Below are 21,317 nucleotides of genomic sequence, written 5' to 3'. Positions count from 1 at the left end.
GATAAATTTCAGTTTTGTATATTTTATTACTAGCAAACTTTACATTAAACCATGCTTTATCTACCTGAAATTATTCACTAGATAGAAGAAGAAGTTTAGTTATAAAAAGTATTCTCTTAAAAACAAAACTAAATATTTTTTTCTAAATGCCAAGTAATTTCTTTACACCAGTAGAAGAAAGAGAAAAAATCTTTTGCACAGAACTGGTTCAGTGCGGTGTGTTATATGAAAAAGCGGTTACTGCCGCTAAAATTTTAGCTTCTGGTCAGCCAGATGAGCTTTTGTCGTCTGAAGAGAGAAAAGTGGTCAAAGATGCCTGTGAAAAGTGGTTTGTACAGAATAAGCCCTCTCAATGTTGAAGCTTATACACCTGTATTGGGTTAGGCAACTCAGAATAATTATAACGCTGAAGCTGGCGTAAGTTCGTAGACGCGTGTCAATCGCTCACGAGTAAATTTTTACCTCTGCCATGAGATATGTTGATTCAAAAATTATAGCCTTTTTTTTAACTTAAACTAAATAATGAGCAAAATGAGCAAAAAAAATATTTGATACATCAATCATAAATTTTAAAACATCCTCTAAAATAAATAAAGTTTTGGATATTAAAAAAAATAAGACTGGCTTAATCGAAGTTTGGATAAAATCCGCCAGTCTTGCAAAATTTAAACTTAATGAAATAAAACTGATTTTTTATTTTTTAATTGGTTGTGATGTTGGTGAAGCAATTTCTCCTGGTTTTGATGTTGTTTGTGATACCTGTGAAGCTAGAATTTTTTTCACTTGCAGGTTATAAGCTTGCAAAATTGATTGAACCTGTTTCTGTTGATCTGGATTCAGATCCAAAGATTTTAACACTATTCTGATTCTCTGACGGGATTGCAGTGCTGCTTTAAATTTAGTATCTTGGGACGGGTTTAATAGAGCCTCAATATCCTTGTCTCTTTGCTGGCGAGCCGCTTGGATTTGTAGACGCTGTTGATTTGTGAGTTTGATTGGCTGGTGTGATGCAGCACTAGTCTGAGTTTTTAAGGCTGGTGTAGTGGCGGAATTTGCGCCTGGTGCTGCCAAGACAACTCCGTTTAAGATGGTAGCAAAAGCGAAGATAGTAGAAAAGACAGATAAGCGCTTTATAGAATTAATGAGCATTTTAAAAAACTCCTCAACTGTTTAAGAAAATTGGACACATTGGCTAAAGCTAACTTTAGTAACTAAGCTTGTTAGCGAACAAGTATTACTATTGCATTTGCCTGTGGAGTTGTTGTGTATTTATGATGAATTTACTATGAATTTGTAAATGTTACAACTGATATATTAAACTCATTCTCATATAGATATGATAAGATTGCGAATAGCTGTAAGATAGGGATTACTCAAAAATTACAAATTAGTATTTGAGTGCAATTTAAAAAATACTTACTTCTATAGATTGACTAAACAAGGTTGGTAATTATGAATTATAAATTAACTGATTTAAAAGCAGCTTAAATAGATAATTTAAATAAATAATATTGGCAATAATCCTCAGATTTTTAAATTTTAGGTTCTTTCCAATAAGGATTTGTAAGACTTGTCAAAATATGATCTTCCCATTGCCCATTAATTAACAAATAGTCTCTAGCGTATCCTTCAACGACAAAACCGAGTCTTTTGAGTACATTACCACTGCGCCGATTGTGAGGCATATAGTTAGCCATAACTCGGTGAAAATTTAACTCTTCAAATAGATATTGAGTTGCAGATTTTAAACCTTCTGTCATATATCCTTTTCCTTGTTTATTTTCAGCAAGACTATATCCCACATAGCAAAAATGAGCGGCTCCTCGGACAAAATTGCTAAAGTTGATCGTTCCAATAACTACGGTAGGATTTCTTTTGGTAAAAACAAATAGTTTTAACGATTGCCCATTGATAAATTCTAGAAAACTATTCTCTATCTGATATTGCCAATATTCTTCAGTGAAAAAACCATCAGCCCAAAGAGGGTAAAATGGAGTGAGATAAGTTTTGTTATCAATGAAGTATTTGAGAATTTGGGGTATATCTTCATGGATCGCTGCTCGTAATAATAGGCGATCGCTTGCAATTATTGGCAGTTCTGATATCATAAATTATTTAATCGGCGGGATATCTTCTCAAAATATTCTCTAAATGTTATAAATTCTCTCATAGTCTGCGGTTTAGCAGCAGTTAGATTGGCTGTCTTACGATCGGCACTGACGCAAGTTTTATAATTTTTTCATAAAGTTTGTCAAGAGTCAGGGGTCAATTAACTGATTTTATATAGACTTTGAACTCTTGACCAGCATGACAAAAGATATATGTATGCCCAATGCCCTTTACAAAAGATAGGGTGAGTATTTTTGCTTTTAATCTGCCATTCAACCAAAATCTTGATAAGCTGATGTCTAATATCTAGAGCGGAAGGATTGAGAGCCAATGGGTGATAAAGCACAGTCCAGGGTACAACTTCGATAAAATAGCTTTGCCCAAAGGCTGTACCGCAGCAGATTTAAGCAAAAGACAGCTCAAGATTTAACCCAGTCTACAAGAAGGATAGTGATGTGGTGGGAATACGCTACGATTGGCAGGAATTAGAGATTCGGGCGATATACAACACGCCTTTGCTAGAGCTTATTTATCAAGCTGCTAGCGTGCATCGCCAATATCATGACCCAACAAAAATACAAGTTTGCAAGCTCATATCTATCAAAACGGGAGGTTGTCCAGAAGATTGTAGCTACTGCGCCCAATCTTCTCGCTATAAAACAGAGGTAAAGGCGCAAGCACTTCTAGAAAAGGAAACGGTAATTAACATCGCCCAAAAAGCTAAAGAAACTGGTGTTAGTCGCATTTGTATGGGTGCTGCTTGGCGCGAAGTCCGGGATAACTCACAATTTGAGGAAGTCCTGGAAATGGTCAAGGATGTGACTGCAATGGGTTTAGAAGTGTGCTGCACTCTAGGTATGTTGACGGCAAATCAAGCCAAGAAATTGTCAGAAGCAGGACTTTATGCCTATAACCATAACTTAGATACCTCGCAGGAATATTACAGCACAATTATTACCACAAGGACATATAGCGATCGCTTGAACACAATTGAGAATGTCCGTCAGACAAATGTTACCGTCTGTTCTGGCGGTATCCTGGGCTTGGGCGAAACAGTCGATGACCGGGTTGGGATGTTACAAACTCTGGCAAACTTACATCCTCATCCAGAGTCTGTGCCAATTAATATTCTTTCCCAAGTACCGGGCACACCCTTAGAAAATCAGCCTGATGTTCCCATTTGGGATATTGTGCGGATGATTGCCACAGCCAGAATTTTAATGCCAGCTTCCGATGTGCGTCTTAGTGCTGGTAGGGCGAGACTTTCTCAAGTTGAGCAAGCTTTCTGCTTTATGGCAGGGGCCAATTCTATCTTTTCTAGCGACGACAACAAGATGTTGACGGTGACAACTCCCTGTCCAGATTACGATACTGACCGAGAAATGCTGAATTTACTTGGTTTGGGAATGCGTCCGCCTTCTCAAAGACAGGAGAAAGTAGCAAGTTCGGCTGTTGTAGGGTAAACATCCAATACGGTTCGGTTAAAGGGGAAAGGGTAAAGGAGAAAGGTGAATAAAAAACCTTTAACCCTTAACCTTTTCCCTTTTCCCCAAACCCTATTTTGAGTTCAAAATGCTTATCCGAACCGTATTGGGTAAACATCTAATTGTGGGATAGCCGAAAAGCCCATCCCACAATAAATAATTGGATATTTTTTACTTGAATTCCCTAAGCAGGTGTCAATAAAATCAACTGCTGTTGCAAAAGGCTTCTTACCTTATCCAATCCCAGTTCTACATTTGTCAGTATCTCTGCAACTGTGGCATTAGCATCACATCTTTGCATAAACTCAAATTCTGCTACAGATAAATTCACAATTTGATAATCGTAATTAAAGAAACATTGACTGGGAAATCCCTCAATACAAGGATTCAGTTCGGGAATCGCTGCTAGTAGAGCGTTATCATCTGACCAGTCGGCTTTGATTAAAGGAGGACGACCGAGGAAAAACTCGTAATGAGTTACTTCTGGGTCTAATAATTCTATCAGGCGATAAAGCTGGCGATCGCTCAATTCTTTTGCTCGTTCCACTAACTCTGGTGCTTTGCCTAAAAGTCTGTCTAAATCCCAGAAACTCGGATTCGAGAAACCAATAAATTCCAATCCCGAAGCATCAATTAATTCAAACAGCGTTTCAATGTTGTAGTCAATTTCTTGAGGATGAACGTACATATCGGCAAAGTATTCATCCTTGTTGTTTTCTAGCGACCAACGTTGTTTATCGTATTTGACAATTCGGTTATTTTCTGGTAGAGAAGCAAATATTTGTCGCCCGACTTGGACACCATCGCGGTAGTCGCCTTTTTTATCGCCTTGAAGAAGTGCGATCGCTTTTTGCATGAGTTGGATTTCCCAACGTCCCAACTCCCCGTACACAAAAATGTGCATTAAGCCACCTGGGGCTAACTTCTTCGCCAAAGCTTGAATCCCACGAATGGGATCGGGGGTATGATGCAAAACGCCAACACAGTTAATTAAATCAAACTCACCTGTTAACTGTTCTACATCAAACAAGCTGAGGTGATGAAATTCAACGCGGTTAGCCCCCGAACGCTGACAACGTTCTTTGGCTACAGCTAAAGCACCAGTACTGAGGTCAATTCCCACAACAGAAGCTTGAGGATTGAGGTGAACTAAGTACTCTGTACCCACACCAGTACCGCAACCTGCATCTAAAATCCGAATATCTTGCTTTTGGGGCTTTTGACCGGTGCAGAAGTTATGAGCCGCTAGCCAATTCCAGCGCCAGTTATAGCCTGGAGGTGGTTCATCCAACAGGGCTTCTGGCGGAAAGGGGTAGGTATTGTAGAGTTTGGCAACAGCAGCACTAACAGTTTGGGAATCGGACATGATGAGGAATAACGCAGCATTTCTGAGTTTAACGGATAGTGGCTGATTAAGGCAAAGATTACTATGGCTTATTTCTTACTATTTATCCAACAGCAAAGTCAGTAAATTCGCGTTTATAAGGAGCATGAAATCCTAATACAATATCTTCTTTAGGTACTCCAGCAGCAATTAATTCATTAGCGATACCGATTTCTGTACCATCTCTTTGTATCCAAATTTTTTTGTCTTTTATATCAACATGAATGATAACTCCATAAATTCTCCGTTGTTCTTTCCAGCCAATATTTAAGACTTGATAATGATGTCGTTCTGCGTCAAACAATAATTGAATCTCTGTGCCATTAGCCACATGATTAGCAGAATGATTACTTAAAATATCTTGAATGATTTGAGAGTAATTTATTCCTTCCATAAAACAATGTCCTGACTTAAGGAATTAAATATTAAAAGTTTAATTTGATATTCTTTTAAAGAATCTTGAATGAATTGACGTGAGAAAAAGTCTTGGTATGTATCTTGGCTAATATTTACTATATTGCCAAGCCGATTTACCTTGGTAACTAGAATACTAATCAATAGAAATAGCGAATATGGAGTAAAACATTATTAATAATCAACGTCAACTTCTTCCTAGAGAGGGCAGTATAGGTACTTATGGGGGCTTACTCAAACTAGGACGTAGAGGCGATAACCTTACACCTCATCATATACCTGCGGATGCTTTTATGAAAGCTAAAGTTCTTGGTTATACTACAGATAAAGGAATTGCCATTATGATGGAACATTTATCACCAGGAAAAGGAGGTCGTCATCGGCAAACAATTTCTTACGGTAAATCTCCTAATTTAAGCTTATCAGCAAGAGAAACATTGGCCCAAGAAGTTTGGGATGTGCGTTCTATTTATCTTCGTCAAGGTTTGTACAATAGAGAAATCAGGAAAAGTTTGCAAGGTTTAATTAACCTGAATAGACTAACTTGGCAAGGTATTTTTGATAAAGTAGGTTGAAACCCATGAATCAAAACAATCTGTTGGCTATTTTAAGAGAAAATCGCTTGATGCAAACTCAACAGCAAGTTACCGACTTTGAAAATACTTTGGCTGAAATAGCTAAGAATCCTGATGGGCAAAATTTATCTGCATATCATCTTGTTTTAGACGATCGATGTCAACAGCCAGAAGTGATGTTCAGCTTAATTCATTTTCTCGAATCTTTTGATATAGAAGAACAAATTGCAGCTTTTATTAAAGTTGTACCCCAATTAATGATCGATGCACCTGAATGGACAAGAATTATTCATGACAGGATTTTAAATGATGATTCAGCTTGCCAAGTTTATCACAAACTTTTACACTTAGCTAATTTAAACACACCTCATTTTCTCTATCATCTCTTGGAAGAAAGTATTGTAAATAAACTAAAAATTAAAGAAAGTTTGTCCAGTATAACTCAATAAATATTAAACTACTTTGGCGATCAAACTCAGATTAAATTCTGAAGACTACTAGATAACGCAGTTTTTTAGTCTATCAATTTTAAGATATAGTCCAATCTTCTAAACACAAATTAGGAACTTTCTCAAAATCCTTCCGGTTGCGGGTTACTAAAATCCCATTCACCGACAACGTAATTGCCGCAATGCGTAAATCTTGAGTACCAACGCGAATTTTCTGCTTAACTAACTTAGCATAAACATCATAGGCTTTAGTATCAAATTCAAGTAATTTTATATTTTTGAAATATTCGATTTCATCCCATAATCCCTTGTATCCCCATATTAATTTGTCATACTTAAACGGTTGATTACTATATTTGTTGATAACATTCAGCCATCCTTTAACTTTCTCCTCAAATGTAATCACTGTTATGGCTAAATTTTCAGGATTATGCTGTTTTATGCGTTGCATGATTAGTGGATGACTATTTTGAAATAACGACAGATGATCTGTATCTAATATCCACATAATACTTATTTTGTCTCATTCTCCGAGTCAATTTGACTTCGGTCAGCTTCTATGTATTCCAGAACTTCAGGAAAAAGAGGATTATCTTTGTGCATTCCTGCAAATTTCATCCAAGGATGTTCGGTTTGGGGAGGTTCAATTTCCAAAGTCACTATTTCTGGTTTTCGCTCTTGTAAAATTTGGATTAGTTTCTCTAGCGCTTCTTCTTTAGTCACACCAGAGCCTTTAAAATCTGGTAAGCCTAGCACTGTCGCACTAACTCCGCCATCTTGTTGATTTTCAATCAGCACATCATAATTTAACTTGGGTACAGTATTGTTAGGATAATTTTTTATAGTTAAATTCATAACATTTTTAACCTGGAAGTTTTATATTGATTATAACTGCTGACCTACTTACTGCTAACTTGAAAGTTTGTACGTGTTAGCGTAGCGTTTCGTAGATGACTACTAACCTTTAAGAATTTACACTGCCTTACTTATTTATGGTTTGATTTTGATCGTATTGTCTTTTGCGATCGCACCAATGATTTACAACCAATCAGAGTTCAATTTACGCTGTGAATGGGGGCCGCAAGGAGTTGCTGAACTCGCTCCTATCAGTGATGTAGTTGTGATAGTTGATGTTCTCTCTTTTTCTACTTGTGTAGAAATTGCCACCAATAACGGCGCGATAATTTTTCCTTACGCATATAAAGATGAATCAGCCATAGATTATGCCAAGTCAGTGCAAGCAGAATTAGCAAGTCATAGACAACGTTGGACTACAACTGGATATTCTCTCTCACCAAAATCGGTGGCTCAGATTCCTGCTGGAACTAAACTAGTTTTACCATCACCTAATGGTTCTTTCCTAACCTTACATACAGGAAATACACCAACTTTGGCTGGCTGCTTGCGAAATTGCCAAGCTGTGGCAGAATTTGCTCAAAAGTATGGCGATAAAATCGCTGTGATTCCGGCTGGTGAGAGGTGGAAAGAAGATGGTAGCCTCCGACCTGCATTTGAAGATTTAATTGGTGCTGGGGCAATTTTCAGTTATTTAGATGGCAGTCTATCACCAGAAGCCGAAGTTGCTGTGACAACATTTCAGGCTTTTCAGCAAGATTTATTGGGGTACTTGAAAAAATGCAGTTCTGGTAAAGAGCTGATTGAAAAAGGTTTTGAGTCAGATGTTGAACTGTCCGCCGCCTGCAACGTTAGTGATTGCGTGCCTTTGTTTACTGATAATGCTTATATCAACGTAAGTTCGACGAACCTCTCTCTGCCTTGAACTTTAAGTCAAGTCTGTGCTTCTCCGATTCCAATAGGGACGGTTTTGTGTAGTAAAACCTCTAAGAAGTTTTGTGATTGAGTCAATTATAGGGACACTATATGAGCCGTCGAATTCACGTTATCTAAATTGCAAAAACAAGGTTAATTAGGTGCCAAGTTCTAATTATGCATATGCCATATTGATATGCCTTTGACTTGCCAAGTTACTCTTGTGTTTTTCCCAAGCAATGGTTGTGTTGATAATCTCATCTAAATCATTGTGTTTTGGTTGCCAACCCAAAACCCTATAGATTTTATCAGCACAAGCTGCAACACAGGCAGGATCGCCTGGACGACGTGGTGCGGCAATAACGGGAAAATCTACACCAGAAATAGCCTTGACTCTTTCAATAACTTGTCGCACGCTGTATCCTTGCCCATAACCGCAGTTGAAAATTTGGCTTTCCCCTCCTTTTTCTAAGTAATCCAAAGCATCTAAGTGAGCAGTCGCCAAATCTTCAACATGGATATAGTCTCGAATTGCGGTTCCGTCGGGCGTAGGAAAATCAGTACCAAAAATTCGGACTTCTGGCTTGCGCTTGAGTGCCGCATCACAAGCAGCTCGAATCAAATGAGTGGCATTCGGTGACATTTGCCCCAATAGTCCACTTGGTTCCGAACCTGCTACATTAAAGTAACGTAAAATTACGTAGTTTAGTGAAGATACTGCTGCATAGTCCTGGATCAGCCACTCACTCATCAACTTTGAACGTCCGTAAGGATTAATGGGCTGTGTAGGATTCGACTCAGTAACAGGATTGTCTTTTACTTCTCCATAGACTGCGGCTGTGCTGGAAAAAATGAACTTGTTAACACCCATAACGCTACAGCAGCGCAGCAAATTTAAGGTGTTGCGGGTGTTGTTGGCGTAGTAGTCGAGGGGATGAGCTACTGATTCTGGAACAATCAGACTAGCAGCAAAGTGTAAGACTGCACTGAATTTATGCTGGGCAAAAACTTGATAAAGATGCCCACTGTCTACTAAATCACCAATAATTAGTTTCCCGTGTAGTACCGATGCTGGTGAACTTGTAGAGCAGTTGTCGTAAACCACGACATCATAACCAGCTTCCCCTAGTTGACGAACTACATGGGAGCCAATGTAACCAGCACCGCCAGTTACCAATATTTTATTTTTCATTTCTTTTTCCTTATCTACCTTTACCTAACAAAACAACTCGAATCGTTTTGAAGGCGATCGCTAAATCCAACCAAATGGAATAATTTTTGATGTAGTACAGATCGTATGACAGCTTTTCGTAAGCATCCTCTATAGATGCTCCATAGGGATACATAACCTGTGCCCAGCCTGTAATTCCAGGTTTGACCAAATAGCGAACTTCATAGTAGGGAATCGCTTCTTTGAGTTTGACATCAAATTCTGGTCGTTCTGGACGAGGCCCAATCAGACTCATTTCACCCCGTAGGACGTTCCATATTTGCGGTAATTCATCAATACGCAACAAACGTAGCCAGTATCCGACTCTGGTGATTCGTGGATCGCGTTGACTAGCCCACTGCGCCCCCAACTTTTCTGCATTCTGATACATGGAGCGAAATTTATAAACTCTAAATGGTTTACCGTATAACCCACTTCGCTGCTGACTGTACAATACTGGCCCAGGGCTATCTAGCCTAACTAGTAATGCAACCAATAATAAAAGTGGTGCAACTAATACTAGTAAAAAGAGGATCAAGATGAGATCGATAACTCGCTTCAGTTTCATACTGAAGTAACCAGGCATTAAGTTAAAACCATCACTAAAAGCCAACCATTTGTCTTGTAACAGCGACGAAGGTAGTTTATACCAAAATGTTTCGTAAACATCTGGCAATGTATAAACCGGAATGCCTCGCAACCGCATCTGCATTAATTGTTGTGCTTGTGACTTGGAAAAGTTTATCTGCGCTGTCACTATAACCCCAGACCAGGATTCTTGACTCCATTGCGACAAATCGCTCAGGCTTCCCTGATAACTTAGATTTCTTTTTGGTAAGTCTATGGTTTTTTGGTTTTCCTCTGCTAGAACAGTCAACTTTCCTAAGGGATTAAGTTCTAGCAATTTTTGTGTAAATTTGATGGCATTATCCCCCGATCCTAGTATTAACCAACGGCTTTTTAAAGCGTGCGATCGCACCCATCTCACTGCTACCACGCGCAATATTATTGCCCAGATAGTAAAGATTCCTAAGCTGGGTAAGAAGACACTCCGCCACGATATCGGGTTGTATTTGGCAATATCTGACAAGTAAATTAGTGCAGAAATCAACAAGGCGATCGCAATGCTACAAACAATAATTCGAGCGGGCGCTCTTAAACCTGAAATTTGCCGATCTGGATGGTAAGCATCTGCTAAATAAAATGCTGCAAGTATCATGCAGACAAATGTATAAGGTAACGGATTTAGCCAATGTAAGGGTTGATCTAAACGCAACCATTGTGCGATCGCTAAACAAATTAGCAACCCAAAAATATCCCCTAACAAGAGCAATATCGGTAGGCTGCGGACTATATTTGGCAGCCTAGTATTGATAGGTAAACTGACATAACTTGTGGAAGTCATTGGTTTTTATTATTCTTCAGTATCCTGATATCGATTTCTTCGTTAAAACCAGCAACCGAGTCAAATAAGGGAATATTAAAGACTAGCCGTATTGTGCCAAAGCATACAAAAATAAGAAAGTTTGTATGCTCTGTTTGTCAAAGAAATTGGAGATTATGTATTACAAACTAGGAGGGGAACTATCTGTGCGTCGGTATAGCATATCTGTAGGAGATACATCTTAACTTGCATTGGCTGTACGAACTACACTACGGCTTCAAGGTTGTTCTTTTGACATTTGCATTATGCCATGAGTGTAGTCAATCTGAACTTTATATTTAATTTTTTGATTAGCGTATATTTGCTGTTAAAGTAGCTGTTCACAAAGTAACAAAATAAAGAAAAAGCTTATGCAAGCTGTTGAAATGCTGTTATTAAATTAATACCAAAGAAGTAAGTGGGTGAAAAAAAACATAATCATGTTAACCAAGATAAATGAGGCTAAAAGCTTTTTCCCTCCTATATCTTGCCTTCTACCTCCTGCCTGACCTCAACTATAAATATTTATGCTTTTCTACTTAATGAGTTAAAATAAATGCTTTTTAATTTAATTTAAAATTTTAGAAAAAAAAATTAAAAACACCTTGACATTCAGATAATATTTCTGGGATAAATCTAAGGAAATCTAATAAAAAGCAAACATTTTAAAAAATACGGATACTTATATTATGATTTTTTATACAAATAACTAGTAATTAATCCTAATTATGTCCAAATGGCTATCTTGGACTACCAAAATTGTGAAGCAAAATTAGTAAAAACAATTTCAGGTATTCGTAACATACTCCATGCCCTCTAACCAAGAAGACCAAAACTCCTTAGATTTGCAGCAATACTCGCTACTTCTGAAAAGGCGTTGGCTAATTATAGCTGCGGTGACTGCCTCTATTTTTGGGCTTTCAACTTTAAATGCTATCAAGCAAAAACCAATTTATGAAGCAGAAGGTAAATTGCTTTTCAGTAAAACTGACCGCGTTTCTTCGCTGACAAATCCCTCGGCACAAGTTGGGGAGTTGAGAAGTGTGACTGAAATCAACAGTCCGTTGGATACAGAAGCAGAGGTCATTCGTTCTAATCCAATAGTTGAGAAAACTATTGCTAGTCTCAGGTTGGTAGATAAGCAAGGAACACCCTTGGAAATAAATGAGTTTCTCAAACAAGTCAAAATTAAGAGTGTTCGGGGTACAGATATTTTGGCGATTTCGTACAGCAGCAGCAATCCAAAAGAAGCCGCAGATGTTGTGAATTCGCTGATGAGATATTACCTGGAGAACAATATTCACGTTAACCAAGCCCAAGCGACAGTGGCAAAGAAGTTTTTACGCAAGCAATTGCCTGAAGTTGAAGCAAGGGTAGCTAGATCGGAAGCAGCTTTGCGTCGATTTAAAGAAGGAAATCGGGTAATCGCTTTAGAGCAAGAAGCAGCAAAAGGAGTGGACAAACTCGCAAACTTATCAGACCAGATTACCCAAGCCCAGGCAAATTTAACGGATGCTGAGACTCGCTCAAAACTTCTGCAACGTCAATTGAGATTGAATTCGCAGCAGGCTGTGGATATGGGGAATTTAAGTCAATCAAAAGCTGTGCAGGAAGTATTAACACAATACCAACAGGTGCAAAACCAGTTAGCAGTAGAAAAGACTCGTTATACAGACAAACATCCTACGATCGTTAATTTGTTAGCAAAAGAAGCAGCCCTCAAAAAGCAGTTAGAGACGCGAATTGTTGAGAATGCAGATAGAGAAAAATCTGTACCAGCCCAGAATTTAGGGATGGGAGAACTCAAGCAGACCTTAGTGGCCCAACTGGTACAGTCGGATGTAGAACGTTCAGCATTAGCTAACCGAATTACGGTTTTGCAGAATGCATACACACTTTCTCAAAGACGATTGAGTGTTTTACCGCAACTCCAAGAAAAACAAGAGCAGTTAGAGCGACAGTTGCAAGTTGCTACATCTACTTATGAAGAACTGCTAAAGCGATCGCAAGAAGTCGATGTAGTAGTAAATCAGAATGTCGGTAATGCCAGGGTAATATCTGCGGCTTTACTTCCTCAAAAAGCTATTCCTTCCAAAATTGTCTTTCAGCTAGCACTGGGTGGATTTTTGGGAATTTTGCTGGGTGTAGGCGTAGCTTCGATCTTAGAAGCTATGGATCGATCCCTGAAAACTCTTGAGCAAGCCCAGCAGTTATTAGGTTACTCTTTACTCGGTACGATTCCTCGCTTGGATCGAAAAGCTAAAAACAGTGGGGAAGGTCTAGTCGAACTACCAGTCAAAGATAATCCATGTTCAGGAGCAAGTTCAGCCTTTGAGATGCTTCAGACGAACCTGGATTTTACTATCTCCGATCGACCATTAAAAGTAATTGCCGTAGTTAGTTCGGCTCCAGGTGAAGGCAAATCATTTGTGGCTGCAAATTTGGCAGTAGCTAAAGCACATATGGGGCGCAGAATCCTATTAGTAGATGCGGATATGCGTCACTCCTCTCAACAGGAAATCTGGAAATTATCTAATCCAGTCGGACTAAGTAATGTTTTGGTTGGTCAAGCAGAGTTTCGCAACACCACTCAAGAAGTATTAGTTAACTTAGATTTATTAACGGCTGGGACAATCCCATCTAACCCCGCAGCATTGCTAGATTCGCAGCGTATGGCTTTGTTAATTCAAGAGGCAGTCAAAGACTATGATTGTGTGATTATTGATACTCCTGCCTTGAGTTTGTTTGGTGATGCACTGATGCTGGGCAAGATGGCAGATGGGATATTGCTAGTTGTACATCCAAAAGTGCTTGACCGTGCTGTTGCTAAGAGTACGAAAATGATGCTAGAGCAAGCGCGATCGCATGTTTTAGGAATGGTGGTAAATGGGGTTACTGCTGAAAAGGGATCTGATTACTATCACTCTAGAGGATCTGATGGTGGAAAAAGGTCTACTTTGAGTCAGATAAATTTGCCTGGGATTAAGAGCTTGATGAAGTTTATTTATTGACTTGACTATAAGTTAACTCTGGGATAGGTGTATTTTTATGATCGGAAAACAGACGCTCGAGCCTCGGCAGAAATTAGTGATTAAGGCAGGGCAAACCGAGCAGCAGTACTGGCAGGATATCTGGAAGTATCGGGAGTTGTTTTACTTCTTGGCTTGGCGAGACATCTTGGTGCGCTATAAGCAAACGGCCATCGGGCTGGCTTGGGCGTTGCTGCGACCTTTTTTAACAACAGTTGTGTTTACGGTTGTATTTGGTGTTTTACTCAAGGCTCCGTCGGCGGGTGCGCCTTATCCGATTGTGGTGTTTTCGGCGATGCTACCTTGGCAGTTCTTTTCCAATGCCTTGAGTGAGTGTAGTAATAGCTTAATTAGTAATTCTAATTTAATTTCTAAGGTTTATTTTCCGCGTTTGATTGTGCCAACGAGTGCGGTGATTGTGAGTTTTGTCGATTTTATGATTTCTGCAATCATCCTATTGGGATTTATGGCGTGGTATAACTTTGTGCCGGATTGGCGAATTTTAACGCTGCCGTTGTTTATTGCGATCGCATTTGCAGCAGCAATGGGGTCGGGGTTATGGCTGGCCGCATTAAACGTGGAATATCGGGATTTCCGATATATTGTGCCGTTTATTGTGCAGTTTGGATTATATATTTCGCCGGTGGGTTTTAGTAGTAGTGTGGTGCCGGAACAGTGGCGACTGCTTTACTCATTAAATCCAATGGTGGGTGTAATTGATGGTTTCCGGTGGGCAATTTTAGGTAAAAATTTTGACATTTATTTACCAGGATTTCTCTTGTCGATGGCGTTAGTGATATTAGTGCTGATTACTGGAATTTACTATTTCCGCCGAATGGAGCGCAAGTTTGCGGACATTATTTAGGTACAGGGTTTCAGGAGTTGTTAGCAGAGGTTGGAGAATATATGGCAGATACGGTGGTTAAGGTTGAGAATTTAAGTAAGAGCTATGTGTTGAGCCATCAGCAGCAAGGATATCGCTATAAGGCGTTGCGCGATGTGATGGCGGACGGGGCGAAATCGATCGCGAAGACGTTGAACCCCTTTAATCAAAACGCAAAACGCACAACGCAAAACTCGAATCGTGAGGAATTTTGGGCGGTCAAGGATCTGTCGTTTGAGATTAAGCAGGGCGATCGGGTTGGAATTCTTGGGCGAAATGGAGCGGGAAAATCGACATTACTGAAGCTTTTGAGCCGGATTACGGAACCTACTCATGGCAGTATTGAGATTACGGGGCGAGTGGCGAGTTTGCTAGAGGTGGGGACGGGTTTTCATCCTGAGTTGACAGGGCGGGAAAATATTTACCTCAATGGGGCGATTTTGGGCATGAGTCGGGAACAGATCAAACGCAAGTTTGATGAAATTGTTGATTTTGCAGAGATTGAAAAATTTTTAGATACGCCTGTTAAACGCTACTCCTCTGGGATGTATGTACGCCTTGCATTTTCGGTTGCAGCACATTTAGAGCCAGATGTTTTGATTGTGGATGAAGTTTTAGCAGTTGGAGATGCAAATTTTCAGAAAAAATGTCTTGGCAAAATGCAGGAAGTATCCAACGATCGAGCTCGAACAGTTCTATTTGTAAGTCATAATATTGAAGCAATTCAACGGCTATGTTCTAAATGTTTGTTACTAAATAAGGGGCAGCTAATTAATTACGGGAATACAAACAGCGTGATAACTCAATATTTATCTAGTAACTATTATTCTTATCAAGCTTTCCCCAAAAAGTGGATAAATTTAAGCGATGCACATCGAAATGGCAATGGACAAGCTCGTTTTATCGCTGTTCAATATAGTAGTTCAAAAAAAGATATTTCTTTTAATGCTTATTCAAATGGGGAACTTGAATTTTTACTAAAAATTGAATCAGATTCCTCAAGAAATATAGGAAGTCTTGCAGTTGTTGTCTATAACCAATACGGTATCAAATTAGTAAATGCGGATATTGTATCACTTGGGCAAATAATATCCCTTCAGCAGGGAGAAAATATAGTTAAATTAAACATTGAAAAGCTACATTTAAAATCAGGTACTTATGTCATTGGTCTTTGGCTTTCCGATTCTTCATTCCATACTATCTTTGATTATATTGAGTCGGCATTTGAAATAGAGGTGGTTGAACTTCCATCCGAAGATTTTGGTATAACATGTGACGGTTTAGTAACCTGTAACTTTCAAGTATTCTCAGCGCCAATCGCCGATTCAAATCTAAATTTAAAAACCTAAAAATAATTCAATGAGAGACTTTTAGAGATAGTCTGATGTTTATTTAATCCAAAACCAGACATCCCTTTTGATACAAGATAGATAAGAGAGAAAGCATGGAAAAGCAAAATGTTCTTTATTTCACAAGTTATCCTTTAGACCCTAATAATGGTTGTGGAATGGCACTTTTAAATGATATTTTTCAATTATCTCAGATAGAAGATATCAACCTTTATGTTGCCGTTACTTGTAACGAAAGTAATCAATTGCAAACTAAAATACAATTAGAAAACCTGAAAGTTAATTATTACTTAACTACTCGATTAACTCCTTCTGAAAAAAAAGAAAATTTTTTAAAAGAAGTAGTAAAAGTATATAAAAGATTTGTGTATAAATTACGCTCGACTTTTAGTTTTCAGAATGTAACGTACTACAATTGGGATCGAGCAAAACATGTTTCTGAATATTTAACTGAACTCTGCGAACAACTCTCGATTCAAGTTGTTATTGTTGAACAACTATATAGTATTTTATGGTTTAAAAATTTTCTCAAACTTAAACAAAAAAAGATATACCTTGCAACTGATAAAGAGGCAGAATTTTTTAAGGCTCTTGCTCCCCATAATTGGTTCAATTACAAATCTCAATTGAGCATTTTTATTAGTTATTTAAGACTAAAATTTTTTGAAAGAAAAGTCTGTGAATTGGCTGATAAATGTATATTTATGTCCAAAGCAGATATTCCAAAATATTTACTAGGTAATGAAAAAGCATCGATCAATTCACAAATACTTCCGCCTAAACGCGGCGGCTGGCGATATACAAATTCAAAGACAGTTTTCTTTGCTGGTAATATTAATTTCTATTTCAATTTTTTAGCTGTAAAATGGTTAATTTGTGAATTATCTCCGAGGTTATTAAGACTAAATAATAAAATAAAAATTGTGATTACTGGTACAGATTTTTCTAATATGCCTAAAGATTGGACTATAGAAAGTAACGTTCATATTCCTGGTTTTATTCCTAAAGAAGAGCTTGAGACTTTGTTTCAGACTTCCGATATTTTTATATGTCCTATTGATAATGATTTTTCAGTAAAAATGAAATTAGTTGAATGTGTTTCTTATGGAATTCCTTTCTTTGCAACTGAGCCTTGTCTGAAAGCATTACCATATTTATCTGGCTTGCCAATTTTAGATATTAATAGCCCTGACGAAGCAGCAGCTTATATTTGTGATACTTTATCGAAAAAAGAAGTCTTAGAGCAACTAAGTAACCGCATCTTAGAAGATGCTTTTAATTTTGCTAATACTCGAAAAGATTGGTGGACAAAAACTGTTTTAGATATGTAAAGGTTTAACTTTAAATATTGAGATAATTATCAAAATTCATTTATCTCAATTTATCAAAATTTTCAAACACTAGTTATTACAACATAACCAAAATGACTACTTTCCATCAATCAGTTTTAGTTACTGGGGTAGCGGGATTTATTGGTCGTTACGTTGCTCGGTATTTCTCAGAGCAAGGTTGGTCGGTAATAGGCGTTGATAATTCACCTCCTGAAAATGCTCCCCTTCACAACTTAACAGTTTATCATCGTCTCAAATTACCCGATCCCTCTTTAAATAACTTATTAAAGGAATATTCTCCTAACATTTGCATTCATTGTGCAGGGCGTGCCTCTGTTGGCTTATCGATTATTGAACCAGATATTGACTTTCAATCTAACACAACTTTAACTTTTGAAATTTTAAATGCGTTGCGAATTAATGCTCCTAGATGTCGATTTATTTTTCTTTCTAGTGCAGCTATTTATGGAAATCCAGAGTCATTACCTATTGGAGAAACTCAACGCTGTAACCCCATTTCTCCTTATGGATTTCATAAGTTACAAAGCGAACAACTATGTTTAGAATTTAGCAAAGTTTATGATTTACCAACTGCAAGTGTACGAATTTTTTCTGCTTATGGCCCTGGTTTGCGTCGTCAAGTTCTTTGGGATATTTGCCGACAAGCAATTTATCAACCCATAGTTAAATTACAAGGAACTGGCAAAGAAAGCCGTGATTTTATTCATGTACTCGACATTGCCAAAGCTTTATTAGTAGTAGCAACTTCTGCACCAATGCAAGGAGAAACATATAATTTCGCAAGTGGAAGAGAAGTTACAATTTCAGAATTAGCGGAGATGGTGTTTCAATCTTTAGACTACAAGGGTAGTGTTGAGTTTGATGGAATAGTTCCTGTTGGAACCCCCATTAATTGGCAAGCTGATGTTACAAAATTAGGAAGTTTAGGAATAACCGATTTTTTATCTTTAGAACGGGGTGTCCGTGTTTATGCAAATTGGAGTTATGCAGAACTGTTGGGCATATAGTTCTTCTTTAAAAAAGCCATACTCATTAAAAAAAATAATTTTTTCTGATGAACAAAAAACAGTTAAAACTAATCGTTCAAAAGATATTACCATCTCCTACCCACCACTGGCTAAAGTCTCAATATAATAAGGTACGCCTGGGTACTCTGCAAAGCTTAAAACCTATAAATTCAGGTTGGGGTTTTGAACGAGGAAAACCAATTGACCGCTACTATATTGAGAATTTTTTGGGTCGCCATTCAAATGATATTCATGGGCACGTATTAGAAATTGGAGATAACTATTATACTCAGCAATTTGGAGGCGATCGCGTTACTAAAAGCGATGTATTGCATGTTCAAGATAACTCCAATGCAACAATCATCGCAGACCTAACAGATGCAGAACACATACCATCAAATACATTTGACTGCTTTATACTGGTTCAGACGCTTCAGCTAATTTACGAAGTGCGACTAGCGCTCTTAACAACCTACAGAATTATGAAACCAGGAGGTGTTGTTCTGGCTACGTTTCCGGGAATCACACCACTCAAAGATCGGCAATGGAACCATTGCTGGTGTTGGAATTTTACAGCCGTATCTGCACAGCGACTGTTTGAGGAGGTTTTCCCTAAAGAGAATATTCAAGTCGAAACCCACGGAAATGCTTTGGCAGCCACAGCTTTTCTTCAAGGATTGGTAGTTCAAGATATACCCAAGGGAAAGCTAGATTATCATGACCGTAGCTACGAGGTAACTATCACCGTCAGAGCAGTGAAACCTGATATGAGGTGATGGAATGAAAATACCTGGAAGTGACAAATTGCAGCGAACGATTCAACGGCTCCAGAAAAATTTAGCATCCTCTAAGGGGCTGATTTTGATGTACCATCGCGTCGCTGAGGTAGAATTAGACCCCTGGAGTCTGTGCGTAACTCCCCAAAACTTCGCCGAGCAACTAGAAGTTTTACAAAAATATTACCAACCTCTTAGCCTCAAGCAATTCGCACAAGCACATCGAGATGGCAACATTCCAGATCGAGCAGTGGTTGTCACCTTTGATGACGGTTATGCAGACAATCTCCATTATGCCAAACCAATACTTGAGCGCTATAGTATTCCAGCCACGGTTTTCGTGAGTACTGGCTACATAGGAAAAGAGCGTGAGTTTTGGTGGGATGAATTAGAACGGCTACTTTTGCGACCGGGCAAATTACCGGAGAAACTTTCTCTGAATATTAATGGTAGCCTTTGTCACTGGGAACTGGGTCAAGCCGCCAATTACACTCAACAAGACTATCAAAGCGATCGCATCTGTAAATATTGGGAAGCTAAACCCGGTTCTCGAATGTTTTTCTATTACTCAATTTGGCAAGTATTACTACCTTTACCAGAATGGGAATGTTTAAAAGCTCTAGACGAGTTAGTAATTTGGGCTAATGCCGAATCTACGGTACGCAAGACTCACCGCTCCCTTTTACCCGAAGAGGTGTGTGCTTTGGGACAAGGAGATTTAGTAGAAATTGGCGCTCACACAGTTACCCATCCATTTCTTTCAGCACAATCAACAGAATTACAAAGATATGAAATCCAGCAAAGCAAAGCTACTTTAGAGGAGATGCTCAATCGTCCCATAACAAGTTTTTCCTATCCATTTGGTAATTACACTCAACAAACCCTTGAGTTGGCTCAAACTATTGGATTTGACTGTGCTTGCACTACAACTAAAGACATAGTCTGGCGACACAACAGTTTTCAATTGCCTCGCTTCGGGATTGAAAACTGGAATGGGGAAGAATTTGCCAAGCAATTAGCGAGGTGGTTTTATGGTTGAACAGATAAATAAGAAACCGTTAGTTTCCTGCATCATCATCTTTTTGAACGCTGTTGAAAATTTCTTTATAGAAGCAATAGAAAGCATTTTTGCTCAAACCTATGACAATTGGGAACTTTTACTAGCAGATGATGGTTCAGCCGACGAAAGTACAGCCATTGCGTTGCGATATGCCCAACAATACCCTGACAAAGTGCGTTATTTGGAGCATGAAGGTCATCAAAATCGCGGTATGAGTGCAACGCGCAATCTGGGAATTCGCCATGCAAAAGGTGAATATATTGCTTTACTAGATGCAGATGATATCTGGTTGCCACAAAAACTGGAGAAGCAGGTCGCAATATTAGAAGCTCACCCTGAAGCAGGTATGGTTTATGGCTCCACTTTGACGTGGTTTGGCTGGACGGGTAATCCTGAAGATGCGAAGCACGATCGCCAACGAACTCTGGGTGTAAAACCTGATACCCTGCTAAAACCGCCAACACTGCTCAAGTTGTTTTTGAAAGGCAAAGCCGAAACACCAGGCATCTGCGGCGTTCTCATACATCGCAAACTCGTTGAAGATGTCGGTGGCTTTGAGGAGTCCTTTCGAGGACTGTTTGAAGATAAAGCCTTCTTTGCCAAAGTCTGTGTCAAAGCATCTGTCTTCGTAGAAAGTGGCTGTTGGGATAGGTATCGACAACACCCAAAAAGCTCCTGTTATGTTGCACAAGCTTTAGGAGAATACAATCCACTCAAACCAAATCCTACCCACTTAACTTTCTTGACCTGGTTAGAGAAATATTTGTGCGAACAAGGATACCAGGATACTGAGATTTGGCAAGCTTTAAATAAAGCATTATGGCCTTATCAGCACCCACGAATGTTCTACTTATGGCAATTTTTTCCAGATGTTGCTCAATCTTTTACTAGGAGTATAAAAAAAATCGTGAAATTCATATTAAGGCAGACATGGCCTAAATCTAGTGACCTGTCCAGAACTAATTGACGAATAGTTTTTCACAATGACTTGAAGAAATTATTTAATTACAACAATAAAAAACAAATTAACTGAACACCGGAAC

Annotated in this window: 22 protein-coding genes; 13 read left to right on the top strand and 9 right to left on the bottom strand. The window is 38.6% G+C overall.

The window, feature by feature from the left end; genetic code table 11:
* Positions 1–146 precede the first annotated feature (146 nt).
* On the top strand, positions 147–359 hold the full coding sequence (locus tag NSTC731_RS17180; RefSeq protein ID WP_445631845.1) for a hypothetical protein: 213 nt from the start codon (positions 147–149) through the stop codon (positions 357–359).
* Positions 360–693: 334 nt separating this feature from the next.
* On the opposite strand, the gene NSTC731_RS17175 is transcribed toward NSTC731_RS17180, so the two are convergent.
* Positions 694–1,149 (bottom strand): hypothetical protein, encoded by a 456-nt coding sequence (locus NSTC731_RS17175; RefSeq protein ID WP_445631844.1) that lies wholly within the window; start codon positions 1,147–1,149, stop codon positions 694–696.
* Between the two features lie 383 nt (positions 1,150–1,532).
* Positions 1,533–2,108, bottom strand: coding sequence for a GNAT family N-acetyltransferase (locus tag NSTC731_RS17170; protein WP_445631843.1), 576 nt, complete (start codon positions 2,106–2,108; stop codon positions 1,533–1,535).
* Positions 2,109–2,564: 456 nt separating this feature from the next.
* Here NSTC731_RS17170 and bioB point away from each other — a divergent pair, with 456 nt between their 5' ends.
* Positions 2,565–3,572, top strand: a complete 1,008-nt coding sequence (gene bioB, locus NSTC731_RS17165) for a biotin synthase BioB (RefSeq protein ID WP_445631842.1) — start codon at positions 2,565–2,567, stop codon at positions 3,570–3,572.
* 205 nt (positions 3,573–3,777) lie between these two features.
* Here the strand turns inward: bioB and NSTC731_RS17160 are convergent, their stop codons facing one another.
* The 3 genes from NSTC731_RS17160 to NSTC731_RS17150 form a co-directional block, all read right to left on the bottom strand.
* Positions 3,778–4,959, bottom strand: coding sequence for a class I SAM-dependent methyltransferase (locus NSTC731_RS17160; RefSeq protein WP_445631841.1), 1,182 nt, complete (start codon positions 4,957–4,959; stop codon positions 3,778–3,780).
* An 82-nt stretch (positions 4,960–5,041) separates the two neighbouring features.
* Entirely contained in the window at positions 5,042–5,371 is a 330-nt protein-coding gene (locus NSTC731_RS17155; protein ID WP_445631840.1) for a XisI protein, read from the bottom strand.
* Positions 5,359–5,535: an element excision factor XisH family protein gene (locus NSTC731_RS17150; RefSeq protein ID WP_445631839.1), complete on the bottom strand. Its 177-nt coding sequence runs from the start codon at positions 5,533–5,535 to the stop codon at positions 5,359–5,361. The genes NSTC731_RS17155 and NSTC731_RS17150 overlap by 13 nt, the downstream gene beginning before the upstream one ends.
* Positions 5,536–5,684: 149 nt before the next feature.
* On the opposite strand from NSTC731_RS17150, the gene NSTC731_RS17145 reads away from it, so the two are divergent.
* Together NSTC731_RS17145 and NSTC731_RS17140 are read left to right on the top strand one after the other, a co-directional pair.
* The gene (locus NSTC731_RS17145) at positions 5,685–5,966 is read left to right on the top strand and encodes a hypothetical protein (protein WP_445631838.1); all 282 of its coding nucleotides are present in this window, start codon (positions 5,685–5,687) and stop codon (positions 5,964–5,966) included.
* A 5-nt stretch (positions 5,967–5,971) separates the two neighbouring features.
* Positions 5,972–6,415, top strand: coding sequence for an Imm30 family immunity protein (locus NSTC731_RS17140; RefSeq protein WP_445631837.1), 444 nt, complete (start codon positions 5,972–5,974; stop codon positions 6,413–6,415).
* Positions 6,416–6,494: 79 nt separating this feature from the next.
* On the opposite strand, the gene NSTC731_RS17135 is transcribed toward NSTC731_RS17140, so the two are convergent.
* Both NSTC731_RS17135 and NSTC731_RS17130 read right to left on the bottom strand, forming a co-directional pair.
* A complete protein-coding gene (locus NSTC731_RS17135) occupies positions 6,495–6,923 on the bottom strand; it encodes a type II toxin-antitoxin system VapC family toxin (RefSeq protein WP_445631836.1) in 429 nt (142 codons plus the stop codon).
* 5 nt (positions 6,924–6,928) lie between these two features.
* Positions 6,929–7,270 carry a hypothetical protein gene (locus tag NSTC731_RS17130; RefSeq protein WP_445631835.1) on the bottom strand — a complete coding sequence of 114 codons (342 nt, stop codon included), beginning with the start codon at positions 7,268–7,270 and terminating at the stop codon, positions 6,929–6,931.
* A gap of 148 nt (positions 7,271–7,418) precedes the next feature.
* On the opposite strand from NSTC731_RS17130, the gene NSTC731_RS17125 reads away from it, so the two are divergent.
* Complete coding sequence (locus NSTC731_RS17125; RefSeq protein ID WP_445631834.1) at positions 7,419–8,195, top strand: 2-phosphosulfolactate phosphatase; 777 nt, start codon at positions 7,419–7,421, stop codon at positions 8,193–8,195.
* A 165-nt stretch (positions 8,196–8,360) separates the two neighbouring features.
* Here NSTC731_RS17125 and galE read toward each other — a convergent pair whose 3' ends face one another.
* Both galE and NSTC731_RS17115 read right to left on the bottom strand, forming a co-directional pair.
* Complete coding sequence (gene galE, locus NSTC731_RS17120) at positions 8,361–9,377, bottom strand: UDP-glucose 4-epimerase GalE (protein ID WP_445631833.1); 1,017 nt, start codon at positions 9,375–9,377, stop codon at positions 8,361–8,363.
* Between the two features lie 10 nt (positions 9,378–9,387).
* The gene (locus tag NSTC731_RS17115) at positions 9,388–10,800 is read right to left on the bottom strand and encodes a sugar transferase (protein ID WP_445631832.1); all 1,413 of its coding nucleotides are present in this window, start codon (positions 10,798–10,800) and stop codon (positions 9,388–9,390) included.
* Positions 10,801–11,627: 827 nt separating this feature from the next.
* Between NSTC731_RS17115 and NSTC731_RS17110 the strand changes: the two genes are divergently transcribed.
* The 8 genes from NSTC731_RS17110 to NSTC731_RS17075 all read left to right on the top strand — a co-directional run bounded on the left by NSTC731_RS17110 (position 11,628) and on the right by NSTC731_RS17075 (position 21,241).
* A complete protein-coding gene (locus NSTC731_RS17110; protein WP_445631831.1) occupies positions 11,628–13,829 on the top strand; it encodes a GumC family protein in 2,202 nt (733 codons plus the stop codon).
* Between the two features lie 37 nt (positions 13,830–13,866).
* Complete coding sequence (locus NSTC731_RS17105) at positions 13,867–14,712, top strand: ABC transporter permease (RefSeq protein WP_445631830.1); 846 nt, start codon at positions 13,867–13,869, stop codon at positions 14,710–14,712.
* A gap of 41 nt (positions 14,713–14,753) precedes the next feature.
* A complete protein-coding gene (locus tag NSTC731_RS17100) occupies positions 14,754–16,079 on the top strand; it encodes an ABC transporter ATP-binding protein (protein ID WP_445631829.1) in 1,326 nt (441 codons plus the stop codon).
* Between the two features lie 95 nt (positions 16,080–16,174).
* The gene (locus tag NSTC731_RS17095; protein WP_445631828.1) at positions 16,175–17,410 is read left to right on the top strand and encodes a glycosyltransferase; all 1,236 of its coding nucleotides are present in this window, start codon (positions 16,175–16,177) and stop codon (positions 17,408–17,410) included.
* 92 nt (positions 17,411–17,502) lie between these two features.
* A complete protein-coding gene (locus NSTC731_RS17090) occupies positions 17,503–18,438 on the top strand; it encodes an NAD-dependent epimerase/dehydratase family protein (RefSeq protein WP_445631827.1) in 936 nt (311 codons plus the stop codon).
* Positions 18,439–18,485: 47 nt separating this feature from the next.
* Entirely contained in the window at positions 18,486–19,214 is a 729-nt protein-coding gene (locus NSTC731_RS17085; protein WP_445631826.1) for a methyltransferase domain-containing protein, read from the top strand.
* Between the two features lie 4 nt (positions 19,215–19,218).
* On the top strand, positions 19,219–20,253 hold the full coding sequence (locus tag NSTC731_RS17080) for a polysaccharide deacetylase family protein (protein ID WP_445631825.1): 1,035 nt from the start codon (positions 19,219–19,221) through the stop codon (positions 20,251–20,253).
* On the top strand, positions 20,246–21,241 hold the full coding sequence (locus NSTC731_RS17075; RefSeq protein ID WP_445631824.1) for a glycosyltransferase family 2 protein: 996 nt from the start codon (positions 20,246–20,248) through the stop codon (positions 21,239–21,241). Before NSTC731_RS17080 ends, NSTC731_RS17075 begins: the two co-directional genes overlap by 8 nt.
* The last annotated feature ends 76 nt before the right edge of the window (positions 21,242–21,317 follow it).

Source organism: Nostoc sp. DSM 114167 (assembly GCF_052692655.1).
The sequence above is the reverse complement of the archived record's forward strand: the minus strand, read 5'-3'. Positions and strand labels throughout refer to the sequence as shown.